Annotated in this window: 28 protein-coding genes and 1 pseudogene; all 29 read right to left on the reverse strand. The window is 61.5% G+C overall.

The annotated features are described in order from the left end of the window. Nucleotides 1-57: 57 nt before the first annotated feature. The gene (gene rpsK / locus CXR00_RS01900) at nt 58-459 is read right to left on the reverse strand and encodes a 30S ribosomal protein S11 (protein ID WP_104052715.1); all 402 of its coding nucleotides are present in this window, start codon (nt 457-459) and stop codon (nt 58-60) included. Between the two features lie 67 nt (nt 460-526). Further along, the gene (gene rpsM / locus CXR00_RS01905) at nt 527-904 is read right to left on the reverse strand and encodes a 30S ribosomal protein S13 (RefSeq protein ID WP_104052716.1); all 378 of its coding nucleotides are present in this window, start codon (nt 902-904) and stop codon (nt 527-529) included. A 158-nt stretch (nt 905-1,062) separates the two neighbouring features. Then, a complete protein-coding gene (gene rpmJ, locus CXR00_RS01910; protein ID WP_012397712.1) occupies nt 1,063-1,176 on the reverse strand; it encodes a 50S ribosomal protein L36 in 114 nt (37 codons plus the stop codon). Between the two features lie 84 nt (nt 1,177-1,260). Beyond that, on the reverse strand, nt 1,261-1,482 hold the full coding sequence (gene infA, locus CXR00_RS01915) for a translation initiation factor IF-1 (RefSeq protein ID WP_055239372.1): 222 nt from the start codon (nt 1,480-1,482) through the stop codon (nt 1,261-1,263). Between the two features lie 255 nt (nt 1,483-1,737). After that, nucleotides 1,738-2,568 (reverse strand): type I methionyl aminopeptidase, encoded by an 831-nt coding sequence (gene map, locus CXR00_RS01920; RefSeq protein ID WP_104052717.1) that lies wholly within the window; start codon nt 2,566-2,568, stop codon nt 1,738-1,740. 15 nt (nt 2,569-2,583) lie between these two features. After that, a complete protein-coding gene (locus CXR00_RS01925; protein ID WP_104052718.1) occupies nt 2,584-3,156 on the reverse strand; it encodes an adenylate kinase in 573 nt (190 codons plus the stop codon). Then, nucleotides 3,153-4,463, reverse strand: a complete 1,311-nt coding sequence (gene secY, locus CXR00_RS01930; RefSeq protein ID WP_104052719.1) for a preprotein translocase subunit SecY — start codon at nt 4,461-4,463, stop codon at nt 3,153-3,155. Before secY ends, CXR00_RS01925 begins: the two co-directional genes overlap by 4 nt. A 253-nt stretch (nt 4,464-4,716) precedes the next feature. Continuing rightward, entirely contained in the window at nt 4,717-5,181 is a 465-nt protein-coding gene (gene rplO, locus CXR00_RS01935) for a 50S ribosomal protein L15 (protein ID WP_104052720.1), read from the reverse strand. Nucleotide 5,182: 1 nt separating this feature from the next. Further along, nucleotides 5,183-5,395, reverse strand: a complete 213-nt coding sequence (gene rpmD / locus CXR00_RS01940; protein ID WP_104052721.1) for a 50S ribosomal protein L30 — start codon at nt 5,393-5,395, stop codon at nt 5,183-5,185. Next, entirely contained in the window at nt 5,395-6,072 is a 678-nt protein-coding gene (gene rpsE, locus CXR00_RS01945; RefSeq protein WP_181032224.1) for a 30S ribosomal protein S5, read from the reverse strand. Before rpsE ends, rpmD begins: the two co-directional genes overlap by 1 nt. A 29-nt stretch (nt 6,073-6,101) precedes the next feature. Beyond that, on the reverse strand, nt 6,102-6,485 hold the full coding sequence (gene rplR / locus CXR00_RS01950) for a 50S ribosomal protein L18 (RefSeq protein ID WP_104052723.1): 384 nt from the start codon (nt 6,483-6,485) through the stop codon (nt 6,102-6,104). 2 nt (nt 6,486-6,487) lie between these two features. Continuing rightward, complete coding sequence (gene rplF, locus CXR00_RS01955) at nt 6,488-7,024, reverse strand: 50S ribosomal protein L6 (protein ID WP_104052724.1); 537 nt, start codon at nt 7,022-7,024, stop codon at nt 6,488-6,490. 18 nt (nt 7,025-7,042) lie between these two features. Beyond that, nucleotides 7,043-7,441: a 30S ribosomal protein S8 gene (gene rpsH, locus CXR00_RS01960; protein WP_104052725.1), complete on the reverse strand. Its 399-nt coding sequence runs from the start codon at nt 7,439-7,441 to the stop codon at nt 7,043-7,045. A gap of 90 nt (nt 7,442-7,531) precedes the next feature. After that, nucleotides 7,532-8,101 carry a 50S ribosomal protein L5 gene (rplE, locus tag CXR00_RS01970; protein ID WP_104052727.1) on the reverse strand — a complete coding sequence of 190 codons (570 nt, stop codon included), beginning with the start codon at nt 8,099-8,101 and terminating at the stop codon, nt 7,532-7,534. Beyond that, complete coding sequence (gene rplX / locus CXR00_RS01975) at nt 8,101-8,460, reverse strand: 50S ribosomal protein L24 (RefSeq protein WP_104052728.1); 360 nt, start codon at nt 8,458-8,460, stop codon at nt 8,101-8,103. Before rplX ends, rplE begins: the two co-directional genes overlap by 1 nt. 3 nt (nt 8,461-8,463) lie before the next feature. After that, a complete protein-coding gene (gene rplN / locus CXR00_RS01980) occupies nt 8,464-8,832 on the reverse strand; it encodes a 50S ribosomal protein L14 (protein ID WP_055239356.1) in 369 nt (122 codons plus the stop codon). Nucleotides 8,833-9,185: 353 nt separating this feature from the next. Continuing rightward, nucleotides 9,186-9,491 carry a 30S ribosomal protein S17 gene (rpsQ, locus tag CXR00_RS01985; RefSeq protein WP_104052729.1) on the reverse strand — a complete coding sequence of 102 codons (306 nt, stop codon included), beginning with the start codon at nt 9,489-9,491 and terminating at the stop codon, nt 9,186-9,188. Further along, nucleotides 9,488-9,820, reverse strand: coding sequence for a 50S ribosomal protein L29 (gene rpmC, locus CXR00_RS01990; RefSeq protein WP_104052730.1), 333 nt, complete (start codon nt 9,818-9,820; stop codon nt 9,488-9,490). Before rpmC ends, rpsQ begins: the two co-directional genes overlap by 4 nt. Before the next feature lie 2 nt (nt 9,821-9,822). Further along, nucleotides 9,823-10,239: a 50S ribosomal protein L16 gene (gene rplP / locus CXR00_RS01995; RefSeq protein ID WP_104052731.1), complete on the reverse strand. Its 417-nt coding sequence runs from the start codon at nt 10,237-10,239 to the stop codon at nt 9,823-9,825. Next, entirely contained in the window at nt 10,240-11,082 is an 843-nt protein-coding gene (gene rpsC / locus CXR00_RS02000; protein WP_104052732.1) for a 30S ribosomal protein S3, read from the reverse strand. Beyond that, nucleotides 11,083-11,448, reverse strand: a complete 366-nt coding sequence (gene rplV / locus CXR00_RS02005) for a 50S ribosomal protein L22 (RefSeq protein ID WP_104052733.1) — start codon at nt 11,446-11,448, stop codon at nt 11,083-11,085. Nucleotides 11,449-11,486: 38 nt separating this feature from the next. Continuing rightward, nucleotides 11,487-11,768 carry a 30S ribosomal protein S19 gene (rpsS, locus tag CXR00_RS02010; RefSeq protein WP_104052734.1) on the reverse strand — a complete coding sequence of 94 codons (282 nt, stop codon included), beginning with the start codon at nt 11,766-11,768 and terminating at the stop codon, nt 11,487-11,489. Between the two features lie 12 nt (nt 11,769-11,780). After that, nucleotides 11,781-12,620, reverse strand: coding sequence for a 50S ribosomal protein L2 (gene rplB, locus CXR00_RS02015; RefSeq protein WP_104052735.1), 840 nt, complete (start codon nt 12,618-12,620; stop codon nt 11,781-11,783). 30 nt (nt 12,621-12,650) lie between these two features. Beyond that, nucleotides 12,651-12,956, reverse strand: a complete 306-nt coding sequence (gene rplW / locus CXR00_RS02020) for a 50S ribosomal protein L23 (protein WP_104052736.1) — start codon at nt 12,954-12,956, stop codon at nt 12,651-12,653. Continuing rightward, nucleotides 12,953-13,567 carry a 50S ribosomal protein L4 gene (gene rplD / locus CXR00_RS02025; protein ID WP_104052737.1) on the reverse strand — a complete coding sequence of 205 codons (615 nt, stop codon included), beginning with the start codon at nt 13,565-13,567 and terminating at the stop codon, nt 12,953-12,955. The genes rplW and rplD overlap by 4 nt, the downstream gene beginning before the upstream one ends. Before the next feature lie 4 nt (nt 13,568-13,571). Further along, entirely contained in the window at nt 13,572-14,228 is a 657-nt protein-coding gene (gene rplC / locus CXR00_RS02030) for a 50S ribosomal protein L3 (protein WP_104052738.1), read from the reverse strand. A gap of 17 nt (nt 14,229-14,245) precedes the next feature. Further along, nucleotides 14,246-14,554 carry a 30S ribosomal protein S10 gene (gene rpsJ, locus CXR00_RS02035; RefSeq protein ID WP_003803825.1) on the reverse strand — a complete coding sequence of 103 codons (309 nt, stop codon included), beginning with the start codon at nt 14,552-14,554 and terminating at the stop codon, nt 14,246-14,248. A gap of 469 nt (nt 14,555-15,023) precedes the next feature. Further along, nucleotides 15,024-15,149 (reverse strand): hypothetical protein, encoded by a 126-nt coding sequence (locus tag CXR00_RS18485; protein ID WP_258059862.1) that lies wholly within the window; start codon nt 15,147-15,149, stop codon nt 15,024-15,026. A 32-nt stretch (nt 15,150-15,181) separates the two neighbouring features. Beyond that, a pseudogene (locus CXR00_RS18185) lies at nt 15,182-16,537 on the reverse strand (hypothetical protein); the annotation flags it as partial.

The following is a 16,537-nucleotide window of genomic DNA, read 5'->3' on the forward strand; positions in this document are numbered from 1 at the left end:
CGGCCCGCCCCAAAGGGTGGACCGCCCGCCGGATATTACCGGAACCGCAAGTGCTGCTTAGACGCGGCGGCGCTTCGGGGGACGGCAGCCGTTGTGCGCGCTCGGGGTGACATCCGAAATGGAGCCAACCTCCAGGCCGGTGGCCTGGAGCGAGCGGATAGCGGTTTCGCGGCCGGATCCCGGACCCTTGACGAAGACGTCGACCTTGCGGACGCCGTGCTCCTGGGCGCGCTTTGCGGCGGCTTCAGCAGCCATCTGCGCAGCGAACGGGGTGGACTTGCGAGAGCCCTTGAAGCCAACCTCACCGGCGGAAGCCCATGAGATAACAGCACCGGACGGGTCCGTGATGGACACGATGGTGTTATTGAACGTGCTCTTGATATGCGCCTGGCCCAGCGCGATATTCTTCTTATCCTTGCGACGCGGTTTGCGGACCGCTCCACGAGTCTTGGGGGGCATTGCTTCTCCTACAAAGAGTTTGGTTTAGGTGGCCCGCTAAAGGGGCCGTGGCCTCACACCGCTAGGTTTAGCGGGCGGCCTTCTTCTTACCGGCAACCGTACGCTTCGGGCCCTTGCGGGTACGAGCGTTGGTCTTCGTGCGCTGGCCGTGAACGGGCATGCCACGACGGTGGCGGATACCCTGGTAGCTGCCGATTTCCACCTTGCGGCGGATGTCAGCGGCTACCTCGCGGCGGAGGTCACCCTCAACCTTGAAGTTGCCCTCGATGTAGTCACGCAGCTGAACAAGTTCAGCGTCCGTGAGGTCCTTGACGCGAGTATCCGGGCTGATGCCGGTCTCTGCCAGGGTCTGGTCTGCACGGGTCTTGCCCACGCCGTAGATATAGGTAAGCGCAATCACTACCCGCTTTTCGCGGGGAATGTCAACGCCAGCGAGACGTGCCATATCGGCGGTTCTCCTCTTGTTTCACCGGAGGTCTGAAGCAGTGCGTCCCTGTTGCCAGGTCCCCGGCCTCCGTGCCGGGGGTATGCGTTACGCGTATCAACGCTGCACTGCCATATTCAAATTACTACTACGCGTGGGCCGTCCCTGAAAGCAGGAAATTAGCCCTGGCGCTGCTTGTGGCGCGGGTTCTCGCAGATCACCATGACTCGACCGTTACGGCGAATCACCTTGCACTTATCGCAGATCTGCTTGACGCTCGGCTGGACCTTCATGGTTATCCTTTGCGTGGTTGCAGGGTTGGGCCGCTGGCGGCAGGCGTTCCAACTGTCCGGAACGCCGGCTGTTTGCGGCGGTTTTTACTTGTAGCGGTAGACGATACGGCCCCGGGTGAGGTCGTACGGGCTAAGTTCCACCACAACGCGGTCTCCGGGGAGGATGCGAATGTAGTGTTGACGCATCTTTCCCGAGATGTGTGCGAGCACAATGTGGCCGTTGGCCAGCTCAACGCGGAACATCGCGTTGGGCAGGGCTTCGTTGACCGAGCCCTCAATCTCAATGACGCCGTCTTTCTTGGCCATATCCTCCGCTAACGTCTGTGTCCATGCGCATACGCGCAGGACGGTTTATGTCTTTGGTTCTCCCGGATGCTTCCTGCCCCCGCCAACTGAGGCGAAGTCCGCACTGCCGGCCGCTTGAACAGCGGCCCGCGTGCTTGGAAAAGGGCACGAATATAGAGACAACCAACAGATAACTCTACTCGACAAGGGGGATTAAGTTAAATCCCACCCCGCCTGCCGCCCCCGGTCCCCGCGAACGGGGACCGGGTGCAGCAATCATTCTTCGGGAATCGGCACCGGCGTCACGCCCAGCGGAGCCAGCTTTGCGGCTCCACCATCGGGGGACGTCAGGACCCAGATGCCCTTTTCATGAACCGCCACCGAGTGTTCCCACTGCGAGGCGCGGGATTTGTCGGTGGTAACCACCGTCCAGTCGTCCTCCAGTGTGACGGTCTCAATCTTGCCGCGGACCAGCATCGGCTCGATGGCCAGGCACAGTCCGGGCCGGAGCTTGGGACCGTTGTGCGAGGTCCGGTAGTTGAGCACATCCGGCGCCTGGTGCATCTCGGTACCGATGCCGTGACCCACATAGTCCTCCAGGATTCCGAGCGGCTTGCCCGGAACCGAAGAAACGTAGTCATCGATGGCCGCTCCGATGTCGCCGACAAACCGGCCCTTGGCTGCGGCAGCGATGCCGTGCCACATGGCCTGCTCCGTGACGTCGGACAACCGCTGGTCCTCGGGATCCGCGGTGCCCACAATGACGGTGCGCGCCGAGTCCGAGTGCCAGCCGTTAACCACGGCTCCCCCGTCGATCGACAGGATGTCCCCGTCTGTGAGGATCCGCTCCCCCGGAATGCCGTGAACCACTTCCTCGTTCACCGACACGCAGACCGTTGCCGGGTAGCCGTGGTAGCCAAGGAAGTTCGAGGTTGCCCCCGCGTCCTTGAGCACCGCGGCAAACGCAGCGTCGATGTCCGCGGTGGTTGCACCAACCACCGCGGCCTCTACGGCGGCGTCAAGCGCCCGGATCAGCACGAGGCCGGCCTCGCGCATGATGCGCATCTGCGCATTGGTTTTGTATTGGATTCGAGGCTGGCCGAACATATCTCTTCTAACTCTCTAGCAAATATCTTTGAGGGCTTCCATGACGCGCTCGGTGACATCGTCAATGCCGCCCAGTCCGTCAACGCGGGCCACGATGCCGCGCTTGTCGTAGCTGGCGACGACGTCGGCGGTCTGGGCCTTGTACAGGTCCAGACGGTGCCGGATGACGTCCTCGTTGTCGTCGGCGCGGCCTTCAAGTTCTGCCCGCTTGAGCAGGCGCTGAACGAGTTCCTCGTCGTCGGCCGTCAGCTGCAGGACGACGTCGAGCTTCTGGCCCTTCCCGGCCAGGATGTCGTCCAGCTCTTCAACCTGCGCAGCAGTGCGGGGGTAGCCGTCCAGGAGGAACCCGTCTTTCACGTCGTCTTCCTGCAGCCGCGCCCGGACCATTTCATTGGTGACGGAATCCGGCACAAAGTTTCCGGCGTCGATGTACTTCTTGGCCTCGATGCCAAGGGGTGTTTCATTCTTGACGTTGGCGCGGAAGATGTCGCCGGTGGAGATTGCAGTGACCCCAAGCCGCTCCGAGATCCGGGCCGCCTGTGTGCCTTTGCCGGCGCCGGGAGGTCCGATAATGAGCATTCTTGTCATCGCAATAACCCTTCGTAGTGACGCTGCTGGAGCTGCGCGTCAATTTGTTTGACTGTTTCGAGTCCCACACCAACCATGATGAGGATCGAGGTTCCGCCGAACGGGAAGTTCGCGTTAGCTCCGACCAGCACCAGAGCAATCAGCGGAATGAGGGCAACAAAACCCAAGTAGAGGGCGCCGGGCAGGGTGATGCGGGACAGCACGTACTGCAGGTATTCGGCGGTGGGGCGGCCGGCCCGGATGCCGGGAATGAAGCCGCCGTATTTCTTCATGTTTTCCGAGACTTCCTCCGGGTTGAAGGTGATCGACACGTAGAAGTAGGTGAAGAACACGATCAGCAGGAAGTAGACGGCCATGTAGAACGGATGGTCGCCGCTGGTGAGGTAATTGTTGATCCAGATGACCCACTCCGGCGGTGCGCCGTTGGCAGGGGTGTTGAACTGGGCAATCAGCGACGGCAGGTACAGCATGGAGGACGCGAAGATCACCGGGATGACGCCGGCCATGTTGACCTTGATGGGAATGTAGGTGTTCGTGCCCCCGACGGTGCGGCGGCCCACCATGCGCTTGGCGTACTGCACCGGAATGCGGCGCTGGGACTGCTCGACAAAGATGACGAGGGCAACCACCAGGACGCCGATGGCGAGAACGGCAAGGAAGACGGTCCAGCCCTGCGCACTGAGGATGGCGCCGAGCGAGCTCGGGAAGCCTGCGGCGATCGAGGTGAAGATCAGGAGGGACATGCCGTTGCCGACGCCCTTTTCGGTGACCAGTTCACCCATCCACATGATGAGGCCGGTGCCGGCTGTCAGCGTGATGATGAGCAGCAGGATGGTGATGATGTTGTCATCCGGGATGATCGGCACGGAGCAGGCGTTGTTGAACAGCGCTCCTGTGCGGGCCAGGGAGACAACGGTGGTGGCGTTAAGCAGGCCAAGGGCGATGGTCAGGTAACGCGTGTACTGCGTCAGCTTGGACTGTCCCTGGGCCCCTTCCTCGTAGAGGGCCTGGAAGTGGGGAATCACGACGCGCAGCAGCTGAACGATGATGCTGGCGGTGATGTACGGCATGATGCCCAGGGCAAAGATGGAGACCTGCAGCAGGGCGCCGCCGCTAAAGAGGTTAACGAATTCGTAGAGGCCACCTGAAGTGGCACCCAGAGCCAAGCACTGCTGCACATTGCCGTAGTCAACACCCGGGGCCGGGATAAAAGCACCCATGCGGAAGATAGTGATGATTCCCAGCGTAAACAACAGCTTGCGTCGCAGGTCTGGCGTCCGGAAAGCCCGGCCAATAGCGCTAAGCAAGCGTCCTCCTGAATGAGATCTGAAGTAGGTGAAGTCCAAATGGACTGGTAACAAAAACAGAGTCTATCCGCTCATGCCCCGTAGAACGTTAACGGGGCCCGCGGCGTAGTAGTGCCTTAAACAAAACTAAACCCCCGGCGGGCCGCAGGGCGGCCCGCCAAGAGTTTAGTCGTAGTCCTGCTCGCCGTGCAGACGACTGCCGGGGGCCGGTCTCCCGGCCGCCCGAAGTCATTGCACGAATCAGACACAGTGCTTAGAGCGCCGTGGTCGATCCGCCTGCAGCGGCAATCTTCTCAGCCGCACTGGCGGAGAAGGCATCTGCCGTGACATTCACCTTGACGGTGATGTCGCCGGAGCCCAGGACCTTGACGGGCTGGTTCTTGCGAACGGCGCCCTTGGCCACCAGATCGGCAACGGTGACGTCGCCGCCTTCGGGGAACAGCTCCGAGATCTTGTCCAGGTTTACTACCTGGAACTCGACCCGGAACGGGTTCTTGAAGCCGCGCAGCTTCGGCAGGCGCATGTGCAGCGGCAGCTGCCCGCCAGCGAAACCGGCCTTGACCTGGTAACGGGCCTTGGTGCCCTTCATACCGCGGCCTGCGGTCTTACCCTTGGAACCTTCACCGCGGCCAACACGGGTCTTGGCCGTCTTGGCACCGGGTGCCGGACGCAGGTGGTGAACCTTGAGCGCGTGCTCGTTGTTGTTTTCTTCGGCCATGTTAATTCGCCTCCTCAACCTTCACGAGGTGCGGAACCGTGTTGATCATGCCAACGGTCACGGCGTCTGCAGTACGAACGGTGGTAGCACCGATGTGCCGCAGGCCCAATGAGCGCAGCGTGTCCTTCTGATTCTGCTTACCACCGATGGTGGACTTAATCTGAGTAATCTTCAGTGTTGCCGTGCTGACGGCAACGTTCTTCGGAGTAGTCATCAGGCACCTGCCTTCTGCATGTTGCGGAGCATCGCAGCAGGCACAACCTCGTCCAGCGGCAGGCCGCGGCGGGCAGCCACTGCCTGAGGCTCTTCGAGGCGCTTCAGCGCATCAACCGTGGCGTGCACAATGTTGATGGCGTTGGAGGACCCGAGCGACTTGGACAGTACGTCATGGATACCGGCGCATTCGAGAATGGCGCGGACCGGACCACCGGCGATAACACCGGTACCCGGGGAAGCCGGACGCAGCAGGACAACGCCTGCAGCAGCTTCGCCCTGGACCAGGTGCGGGATGGTTCCACCGATACGCGGGACCCGGAAGAAAGTCTTCTTGGCTTCTTCAACGGCCTTCGCGATTGCGGAGGGAACTTCCTTGGCCTTGCCGTAACCGACACCAACCATGCCGTTGCCGTCTCCGACAACAACGAGGGCGGTGAAGCTGAAGCGACGACCACCCTTGACAACCTTGGCGACGCGGTTGATGGTCACGACGCGTTCAATGAACTTGTCCTTCTCATCGTTGCGTCCGCCGTCGCGGCCGCCGCGGCCACCGCGTTCGCCGCGGCCTCCACGGTCGGAGCGCTGCTCGCCCTTGCGTCCGCCGCGGCGGTCGTCAGTGGCGGGAGCGGCGGCGTCCTTGGTCTCAGTTGCCTCAGCAGCTGTAGCTTCAGTCACCTGATTTTCCTTTTCCTTGTTAGCCTCGGTCACAGTGACAGCCCACCTTCGCGTGCGCCGTCTGCAACGGCCGCGATACGGCCGTGGTAGCGGTTGCCACCGCGGTCGAAGACAACGGCTTCAACGCCGGCAGCCTTGGCACGCTCGGCAACGAGCTCGCCAACGCGCTTGGACTTGGCAGTCTTGTCGCCGTCCAGTGCGCGCAGGTCAGCTTCCATGGTGGAAGCCGATGCAACGGTTACGCCGCGGGTGTCATCGACAACCTGGACGAATACGTGGCGGGCCGAGCGGTTGACGACCAGGCGCGGACGAGCCGCGGTACCGGAGATCCGCTTGCGGATGCGCAGCTGGCGACGGCTGCGTGCAGCCGACTTGCTCTTGGAATTACGCTTCTTGTTAATGCTGATGGCCATGGTTACTTACCAGCCTTTCCGACCTTGCGGCGGACAATCTCGCCGGCATAACGAATACCCTTGCCCTTGTAGGGATCGGGCTTGCGCAGCTTGCGGATGTTGGCCGAAACCTCGCCCACCTGCTGCTTGTCGATGCCGGACACTGTGACCTTCGTGGGGCCCACGACGGTAAGCGTGATGCCCTCGGGTGCCGTGACCGGAACCGGGTGGCTGTAGCCCAGGGCGAACTCGAGGTCCGAACCCTTGGCCACTACGCGGTAACCGGTACCAACGATTTCCAGGTCCTTCTTGTAGCCTTCGGTCACACCGGTGATCATGTTGCTGATCAGGGTGCGGGTCAGGCCGTGAAGGGAACGGGATTCGCGCTCGTCGTTCGGGCGGGCAACGGTGATGGTGTTGTCTTCGAGCGTGACAGTGATCGGGCTGGGCACAGTGTGGCTCAGCTCGCCCTTGGCACCCTTGACGGAGACAAGGTTGCCGTCAACGGAAATTTCAACTCCGGCAGGAACCGAGATGGGCAGACGTCCAATACGTGACATTTTTCTTTCCCTTCCCTGCTACCAGACGTAGGCGAGGACTTCCCCACCTACACCCTTCTTGGCGGCCTGGCGGTCGGTCAGGAGACCTGACGACGTCGACAGGATTGCGATTCCCAGACCACCGAGAACACGCGGCAGGTTGGTGGACTTTGCGTATACGCGCAGACCGGGCTTGGAGATACGACGCACGCCGGCGATGGAACGCTCGCGGTTCGGACCGAATTTGAGATCAAGGGTCAGCTTCTTGCCGACGACGGCCTCTTCTTCCTTCCAGCCGGCAATGTAGCCCTCGGCCTTCAGGATGTCAGCAACGCGTGCCTTGAGCTTGCTGTAAGGCATGGACACGGAATCGTGGTATGCCGAGTTTGCATTGCGCAGACGCGTAAGCATGTCTGCGACAGGATCTGTCATTGTCATTGGGCTCTTGCCCTCCCTCGTAACGGTTTCCTGCGGAGTTCCGGCTCAGGCGCACCTGGCCGGGGGTCCGTCGGACCTGTTACGTAGTAATTAATCTTCGGATTTGAACGGGAAGCCGAGCGCCTTCAGCAGCGCGCGTCCCTCGTCATCGGTCTTTGCAGTGGTAACCACGGTGATGTCCATGCCGCGTACGCGGTCGATCTTGTCCTGATCGATTTCGTGGAACATCGACTGTTCGGTCAGGCCGAACGTGTAGTTGCCGTTGCCGTCGAACTGCTTGCCGTTCAGGCCGCGGAAGTCGCGGATACGCGGCAGGGCGAGGGTAACCAGGCGGTCCACGAATTCCCACATGCGGTCTCCACGCAGAGTTGCGTGGCAGCCGATGGGCATGCCTTCGCGCAGCTTGAACTGTGCGATGGACTTGCGGGCCTTCGTAACCTGCGGCTTCTGACCCGTGATCTGGGTCAGGTCCTTGACTGCGCCGTCAATGAGCTTGGAGTCCTTGGCGGCATCTCCAACACCCATGTTCACAACCACCTTGACGAGGCGGGGAACCTGGTTGACGTTTGCGTAGTTGAATTCGTCCTGCAGGGTCTTCTTGATCTCCGCTGCGTAGCGGGTCTTCAGACGGGGGACGGTCTTGGTGACAGTCTCAGTCATTAGAGGTCCTTCCCAGAGCCCTTGGCGACGCGGATACGCACAGTGCGCTCACGGCCGTCTTTTTCGACGATTTCCTGGCGGTAGCCAACGCGGGTCGGCTTCTTCGTTTCCGGGTCAACGACTGCGACGTTGGAAACGTGGATGGGAGCCTCAACGGTTTCGATGCCACCGGTCTTGGAGCCCTTGGAGGACTGTCCAACCTTGGTGTGCTTCTTGACAGTGTTGATTCCTTCAACCAGAACGCGGTTGGTGTCGGTGTAAACCTTCAGAACCTTGCCCTGCTTGCCGCGGTCGCCGCCGCGGTCAGCCTTTGCACCGGTGATGACCTGAACCAGGTCACCCTTTTTGATTTTTGCCATGGACTACAGCACCTCCGGAGCCAGCGAAATGATCTTCATGAACTTCTTGTCGCGAAGTTCGCGGCCGACCGGGCCGAAGATGCGGGTACCGCGGGGGTCTCCGTCATTCTTCAAGATCACTGCAGCGTTCTCATCGAACTTGATGTAGGAACCGTCCTGGCGGCGGCGTTCCTTCTTGGTACGAACGATGACGGCCTTGACCACATCGCCCTTCTTGACGTTGCCGCCGGGAATTGCATCCTTGACGGTGGCAACAATGGTGTCGCCAATGCCTGCGTAGCGACGGCCGGATCCACCGAGAACGCGGATGGTCAAGATTTCCTTGGCACCCGTGTTGTCGGCGACCTTCAGTCGCGACTCCTGCTGAATCACTTATTACTCCTGTCGTCGCGCCGGTTCTCAAATTGAGCCTTGCGGAACGGATATGGGTGGACCCCGTAATACTGGTACTCAGCACTTCCCCGCCAGGGGCGAACCGCGGCTGGCCGCGGCAAAGTGCCGAACAAGATTATCGGGCTTTTGTCTCATACGGCGGTGAGGATGTTCAGTCCAAAACTGGACACACTTCCGCACCGCACAGACAAGATTTCAAGTTTACCGCGAAAGGGCCCCGGATGCGAAATCGGATGATAACGCGGCCGGGGCCCTGTCGCCGGATGGCGGTTGCCGGCGAGCTCATCCCGAGAGGATCAGCTCACCGGCGGCCGGCCGGATGTACTTCTTTGTTACTTGGCCTTTTCGAGGATCTCGACCAGGCGCCACCGCTTCGTAGCGGAGAGCGGCCGGGTTTCCGAGACCAGCACGAGGTCTCCAACGCCGGCAGCATTCTGCTCGTCGTGGGCCTTGAGCTTCGAAGTGCGGCGAAGCACCTTGCCGTACAGGGCGTGCTTCACGCGGTCTTCAACCTGGACAACGATGGTCTTATCCATCTTGTCCGAAACCACGTAGCCGCGTGCGGTCTTCCGGTACCCGCGGGCATCGGCGCCGTTTGCGTCAGTTGTCACTGCTGCCTCATTCTTGTTTTCACTCATTTGGCATCATCCTCAGCGACCTTGGCTTCAGCTTCAGACTCAGTAGCCTTCTTCTTGGACTTCTTCGCTGCCTTTTCAGGAGCTGCTTCCTCAACGGGAGCAACAACCTCGGGACGAATCCCCAGCTCGCGCTCACGCAGCACGGTGTAGATGCGTGCGATGTCGCGCTTCACTACGCGCAGACGGCCGTGGCTTTCCAGCTGGCCGGTTGCGGACTGGAAGCGGAGGTTGAACAGCTCTTCCTTGGCCTTGCGAAGTTCCTCGACGAGACGGTCCTTATCGAAGCCGTCAAGCTGCTTCGATGCCAGTTCCTTTGAACCAATTGCCATTTCTATTCACCACCCTCGCGACGCACAATGCGTGCCTTCAACGGCAGCTTATGGATCGCCAGGCGCAGTGCCTCACGAGCTACCTCTTCATTAACACCGGAGATCTCGAAGAGAACCCGACCCGGCTTCACGTTTGCAACCCACCACTCCGGAGAACCCTTACCGGAACCCATGCGGGTTTCGGCCGGCTTCTTCGTCAGCGGACGGTCAGGGTAGATGTTGATCCAGACCTTACCGCCGCGCTTGATGTGGCGCGTCATGGCAATACGTGCAGCTTCGATCTGACGGTTGGTGACGTATGCAGGCGTCAGAGCCTGAATACCCCACTCGCCAAAGCTGACTGCGGTGCCGCCGGTAGCAGCGCCGGAACGACCCGGGTGGTGCTGCTTGCGGAACTTGACTCGACGTGGGATAAGCATTTAAGCCTGTCCTCCTTCTGCTGCGGGAGCGGCTGCCTCAGCGGCCGGAGCCTCTGCAGCAGCAGGCGCGGCGGCCTTGTCGGCACGCTCGGGACGACGACGGCGGTCGCCGCCACGGTCTCCGCGATCGGCCGGGCCGCGGCCCGGACGGTCGCTGGAACGTCCGCGGGACGGTGCAGCAGCCTGCTGTGCAGCCAGTTCCTTGGCGGTAACGTCACCCTTGTAGATCCAAACCTTCACACCGATACGGCCGAAGGTGGTCTTGGCTTCGAAGAAGCCGTAGTCGATCTGCGCGCGGAGGGTGTGCAGGGGCACACGGCCTTCGCGGTAGAACTCCGAACGGCTCATTTCAGCGCCGCCCAGACGGCCGGAGCACTGGATACGGATACCCTTTGCACCTGCACGCTGTGCGGACTGGATAGCCTTCTTCATTGCACGGCGGAAAGCCACGCGGGAAGAGAGCTGCTCAGCAACGCCCTGGGCAACAAGCTGTGCTTCCATCTCGGGGTTCTTGACCTCGAGGATGTTCAGCTGAACCTGCTTGCCCGTGAGCTTCTCCAGCTCGCCGCGGATGCGGTCTGCTTCGGCGCCGCGGCGACCGATAACGATGCCCGGACGAGCCGTGTGGATATCCACGCGGACACGGTCACGGGTGCGCTCGATCTCAACCTTGGCGATGCCGGCGCGGTCCATGCCGGTGGACATCAGCTGACGGATCTTGATGTCCTCGCGGACGAAGTCCTTGTAGCGCTGGCCCGGCTTGTTGCTGTCAGCAAACCAGTGCGATACATGGTCAGTGGTAATGCCGAGTCGGAACCCGTGCGGGTTAACCTTCTGTCCCACTTAGCGTTCCTCCTCGATTTTGGGGGTTGCGACAACCACAGTGACGTGGCTGGTCCGCTTGTTGATGCGGTACGCGCGGCCCTGTGCACGGGGCTGGAACCGCTTCATGGTGGGCCCTTCGTCAACGAATGCTTCGCTGATGAAGAGGTCACCCTCATCGAAGGCCACACCGTCACGGTCCGCGAGGACACGTGCGTTGGCCATGGCCGACTGAACTACCTTGAATACCGGCTCCGAAGCTGCCTGGGGGGCAAACTTCAGAATTGCCAGAGCCTCATTCGCTTGCTTGCCACGAACAAGGTTGACGACGCGCCGGGCCTTCATAGGCGTTACGCGGATATGACGCGCAATTGCCTTGGCTTCCATTGCTTTCCTTCTCTCGTCTTCTGCCGAAAGAGCAGCGCCTAGCGGCGCTTGCCCTTGCGGTCGTCCTTCACATGGCCGCGGAATGTCCGCGTCAGAGCGAATTCGCCGAGCTTGTGCCCGACCATCGACTCGGTGACAAACACCGGAATGTGCTTACGTCCGTCGTGTACGGCGATCGTGTGCCCGAGCATGTCGGGGATGATCATCGAACGACGGGACCACGTCTTGATGACGTTCTTGGTGCCCTTTTCGTTTTCGGCCGCTACCTTAAGGAACAGGTGCTGGTCGACGAAGGGGCCTTTCTTCAGGCTGCGTGGCATGTTTCCAGGCTCCTATCGCTTGTTCTTGCCGGAACGACGGCGACGCACAATGAGGTTGTCGCTCTCTTTATTGGGGCGGCGTGTGCGGCCTTCGCGCTTACCGTTCGGGTTGACCGGGTGGCGTCCACCGGAGGTCTTACCTTCACCACCACCGTGCGGGTGGTCGACCGGGTTCATGGCGACACCGCGGACGGTCGGGCGTACGCCCTTCCAGCGCATACGGCCGGCCTTACCCCAGTTGATGTTGGACTGCTCGGCGTTGCCGACCTCGCCGACCGTTGCGCGGCAACGGGCGTCGACGTTACGGATTTCGCCGGAAGGCAGACGCAGCTGGGCGAAGCGGCCTTCCTTGGCAACAAGCTGAACCGATGCACCGGCGGAGCGGGCCATCTTGGCACCGCCGCCCGGACGCAGTTCAACTGCGTGGATGGTGGTACCCACGGGGATGTTGCGCAGGGGCAGGTTGTTGCCGGGCTTGATATCAGCGCCGGCGCCGGCCTCTACGTGGTCGCCCTGCTTGAGCTTGTTCGGAGCAATGATGTAACGCTTGGTGCCATCAACGTAGTGCAGCAGCGCAATGCGGGCGGTACGGTTCGGATCGTATTCGATCTCGGCAACGCGAGCGTCGACGCCGTCCTTGTCGTGGCGGCGGAAGTCGATCAGACGGTACTGACGCTTGTGCCCACCACCCTTGTGCCTGGTCGTGATCTTACCGGTGTTGTTACGGCCGCCCTTTTTGGGCAGCGGGCGTACCAACGACTTTTCCGGCGTCGACCGCGTGATTTCGGTGAAGTCGGCTACGCTCGAGCCGCGACGGCCCGGTGTAGTCGGCTTGTATTTACGGATTCCCATTATTTATTCCTCGTTAAAGTGGTCTCCGCCCTAGCTGAGCGGACCGCCGAAGATGTCGATTGTGCCGTCCTTCAGGGTGACAATGGCGCGCTTGGTGTTCTTGCGCTGTCCCCATCCGAACTTGGTCCGCTTGCGCTTACCGGCACGGTTGATGGTGTTGATCGAGTCGACCTTGACGGAGAAGATTTTCTCCACGGCCAGCTTGATCTCGGTCTTGTTGGAGCGGGGGTCGACCAGGAAGGTGTACTTACCTTCGTCGATCAGGCCGTAGCTCTTTTCCGAAACGACGGGTGCAAGCACTACGTCGCGAGGGTCCTTAGCGGTGGTCGCGCTCATTTGGCGTCCTCCTTGACAGTGTTCTTGCCGACGAACTCGTCGTAGGCAGCCTTGGTGAAGACCACGTCGTCGGCAACCAGCACGTCATACGTGTTCAGCTGATCTACATAGATCACGTGAACATCGGTGAGGTTGCGCACGGACAGTGCAGCAACGTCGTTGGCGCGCTCGATAACAACGAGCATGTTCTTGCGTTCGGTCAGCGAACGCAGGGACTCACGAGCAGCCTTGGTGGACGGCGTTTCGCCGGCTACCAGGGTTTCCAGCACGTGGATGCGGCCGTTGCGTGCCCGGTCCGAGAGTGCTCCGCGGAGTGCGGCGGCAATCATCTTCTTGGGGGTGCGCTGGCTGTAGTCGCGGGGCGTCGGTCCGTGAACCACGCCACCACCGGTCATGTGAGGAGCACGGATGGAACCCTGACGGGCGCGGCCGGTACCCTTCTGCTTGAACGGCTTGCGGCCTGCACCGGAGACCTCTGCGCGGGTCTTCGTCTTGTGCGTACCCTGGCGGGCAGCTGCAAGCTGAGCAACTACAACCTGGTGCAGAAGCGGAACGTTCGTCTGAACGTCGAAGAGTGCTGCGGGGAATTCAACAGTGGTTTCGTTAGCCATGAGACTAAGCTCCCTTCACGGCGGTGCGTACGAGGACGACCTGGCCGCGGGCGCCGGGAATGGCACCCTTGATCAGCAGGAGCGACTTCTCGGCGTCCACACCGTGAACCGTGAGGTTCATCGTGGTGTGGCGGACGGCGCCCATGCGGCCTGCCATCCGAACGCCCTTGAAGACGCGGCCCGGGGTGGATGCGCCACCGATGGAACCGGGCTTACGGTGGTTCTTGTGTGCACCGTGGGAGGCACCGACGCCGTGGAAGCCGTGACGCTTCATAACACCGGCGAAGCCCTTGCCCTTGGAGGTTCCGGTGACGTCGACCTTCTGGCCGGCTTCGAAAATCTCTACAGAGAGTTCCTGGCCCAGCTCGTAGGTGTCGGCGTCTGCGGTGCGCAGTTCAACAACGTGGCGGCGAGGCGTGACGCCTGCCTTTTCAAAGTGGCCGGCCAGCGGCTTGGTCACCTTGCGCGGGTCGATCTGGCCGTAGCCGATCTGAACGGCGGTGTAGCCGTCCTTATCCGCGTTGCGCAGCTGCGTAACAACGTTTGAGTCAGCCTGGACAACGGTCACCGGGATGAGCTTGTTGTTCTCGTCCCAGACCTGAGTCATGCCCAGCTTGGTGCCCAGAAGGCCCTTGACCTGGCGTGTAAGTGAAGTAGACATATGTATCTGCTCCCCCCCTACAGCTTGATTTCGATGTTCACGTCTGCAGGCAGGTCAAGACGCATCAGCGAGTCAACGGCCTTAGGCGTGGGGTCAATGATGTCGATCAGACGCTTGTGCGTGCGCATTTCAAAGTGCTCGCGGCTGTCCTTGTACTTGTGCGGCGAACGGATAACGCAGTACACGTTCTTTTCCGTGGGCAGCGGCACGGGGCCTACTACCGTTGCGCCTGCACGCGTGACCGTCTCAACGATCTTCCGTGCTGATACGTCGATGACCTCGTGGTCATACGACTTCAGCCGGATGCGGATTTTTTGTCCCGCCATGGCGTCGTGCCTCTTTCTTCGAGTATTGCTCTCTGTACAGTTTTTGTACCTAGCTGCCTTTACGGCCTGGCACTCCTCCAACAGACTGAATCCGGATAAATCCGGGTTCCTCACCCTGCCGAGGCTCCGACCCCCGCGCTCGGGCGTGTCGCGGATGTTGCATCTGCGACGCCCTGGCAAGAATGGGGGCGGGTTATATATGGGCTTTTCCCCTAAAGGATCCGCCCCTGCATCAGGCATTATCCTGACCGGGACGCAATCTCATCACACGCTTGGGGCCGATCCATTCGGACCGGACGGGCGCATGCGGGCACAAAAGCGCTTGAACAACTTCTCTAGTCTGCCAGAACAGCGCAGAATCCGCCAATCGGCGTTCCGCTGCCAGGCAGAACGGCCGCTATGTTCAGCGGCCTATAACAAGTCAACGTTCCCCAGTTTAGCGCAGGCCGGGGCCCACGGAAAACCAGGCTCAGGGCCTGCGGTTGGAACGGCGGATGCGCTTGCCGCGGTCGAGTTCACGGCGGAAGGTCCGCCGACCCCACACGACGGCGCCTGCGACAGCCACGACAACGGCAAGGATGATCAATAGTTCCATTTGTCGATCCTAAACCAGACGCGGGCATGCCTCTAGGATGCGGGTTCTCCTGCTGAGTCCGAACGCACCCGGTTCAGCCTCCAGACAGCCAGGGCAATGAGGGCTGCGGCCAGGAGCGCAAGCAGCAGGAACGTGTAGCCGCGCAGATACCAGAGCACGGCAAGGGCAACCCCGGCGGCGCCCCAAACCGTGAACAGCCGCCGGCTGGCGAGGACGCCGAATGCCAGCAGGCCGGCATGCGCCACCAGTGCCCACACCTGCTCGCCGGCGTTCCCGCTGACTACCGTGGTCAAACCGGTAGCGGACAGCAGCGCCGCGGAGGCTGACAGGACAGCTGCTCCCCGCGCGCTGCGGCGGCGGTAGAACTCGTAGACGGCAAGCGCTGCCAGAAACACCACCCAGAATTGCAGTGCCCAGAACCAGCCGGTGTCTTCAACGAAGAACCAGATGATGCGCTGCAGTGCCAGTGCGCCCACGAGGGCACCGGCTTCCCCAGCGTCCTCCCGCCGCTCGGCCGGCACTTCCAGGACTGCTGCCGCCAGAGCACAGATCAGGACCACGGAACCGTAAAGCGCTGAGGCGTTGTCCGTGGACATGGCCGCGACTCCTGCGCCCGCGGCAATGAGAGAGGCGCTGGAACCTAAAATGCGCTGCCGCAGCACGGCGTCGGGATTCTGTGGCAGGACGGAGCACACAGTCCGTACCGCGTACAGCGCCACGGCAGCTGAAAAACCCGGCCACAACTGCGCGGAGCCTGGCAGGAACGCGATCTCCAGAATGTCACGGCTGATCCATCCGTAAAGCAGGAACGAAGCAGCCAGGACCACCGCCGATGCTGCAGCAGCGAGCCACGGAAGCTTACGGGTGAAAGAAACACCGAGAAACCCTGCGGCCAGAAGCAACAGGGCCAATCCGTCAAACAACGTCTGTCCCTCCCAGACGGCCAGTGCCAGCACCAGAACGGGATAACCGCCGGCCGCAACAAGGAAGGGGTTGCGGACGTTTCGCCCAGCCTCTTTCCGGCACTCGCCGAAGAGCGCTGCTGCCCCAAGCACCAGGAGGGCCACGCAGGCAGCTGCCACGGAGATTGGCGACTCGGCGGCTCCGGTGCCCTTGCCCAGAACTCCCCCGCTGCTGAACTCGATGACAGGTGCCAGCACAACGGGAAGCAGTCCCAGGGCATAGACGCCGGCGTACAGGGTGTTGCCGTTCCGGTCCTTTCGAAAAGCCGCCAGGGACACGCTCAGGAGCAGCGCCAAGGAGAGTGCCACAACATGGCGCTGAGTCCCGCTGCCTGCAATTTGGAAGTAAGCCAGGGGCAGCAAAGCCAGCACCGCAATACTCCCCCACTGAGCAACCGGCACCAGCTGACCCAGTCCCACACCGCC

Source organism: Arthrobacter sp. 9E16 (genome assembly GCF_002929435.1).
Classification (GTDB): domain Bacteria; phylum Actinomycetota; class Actinomycetes; order Actinomycetales; family Micrococcaceae; genus Arthrobacter_B; species Arthrobacter_B sunyaminii.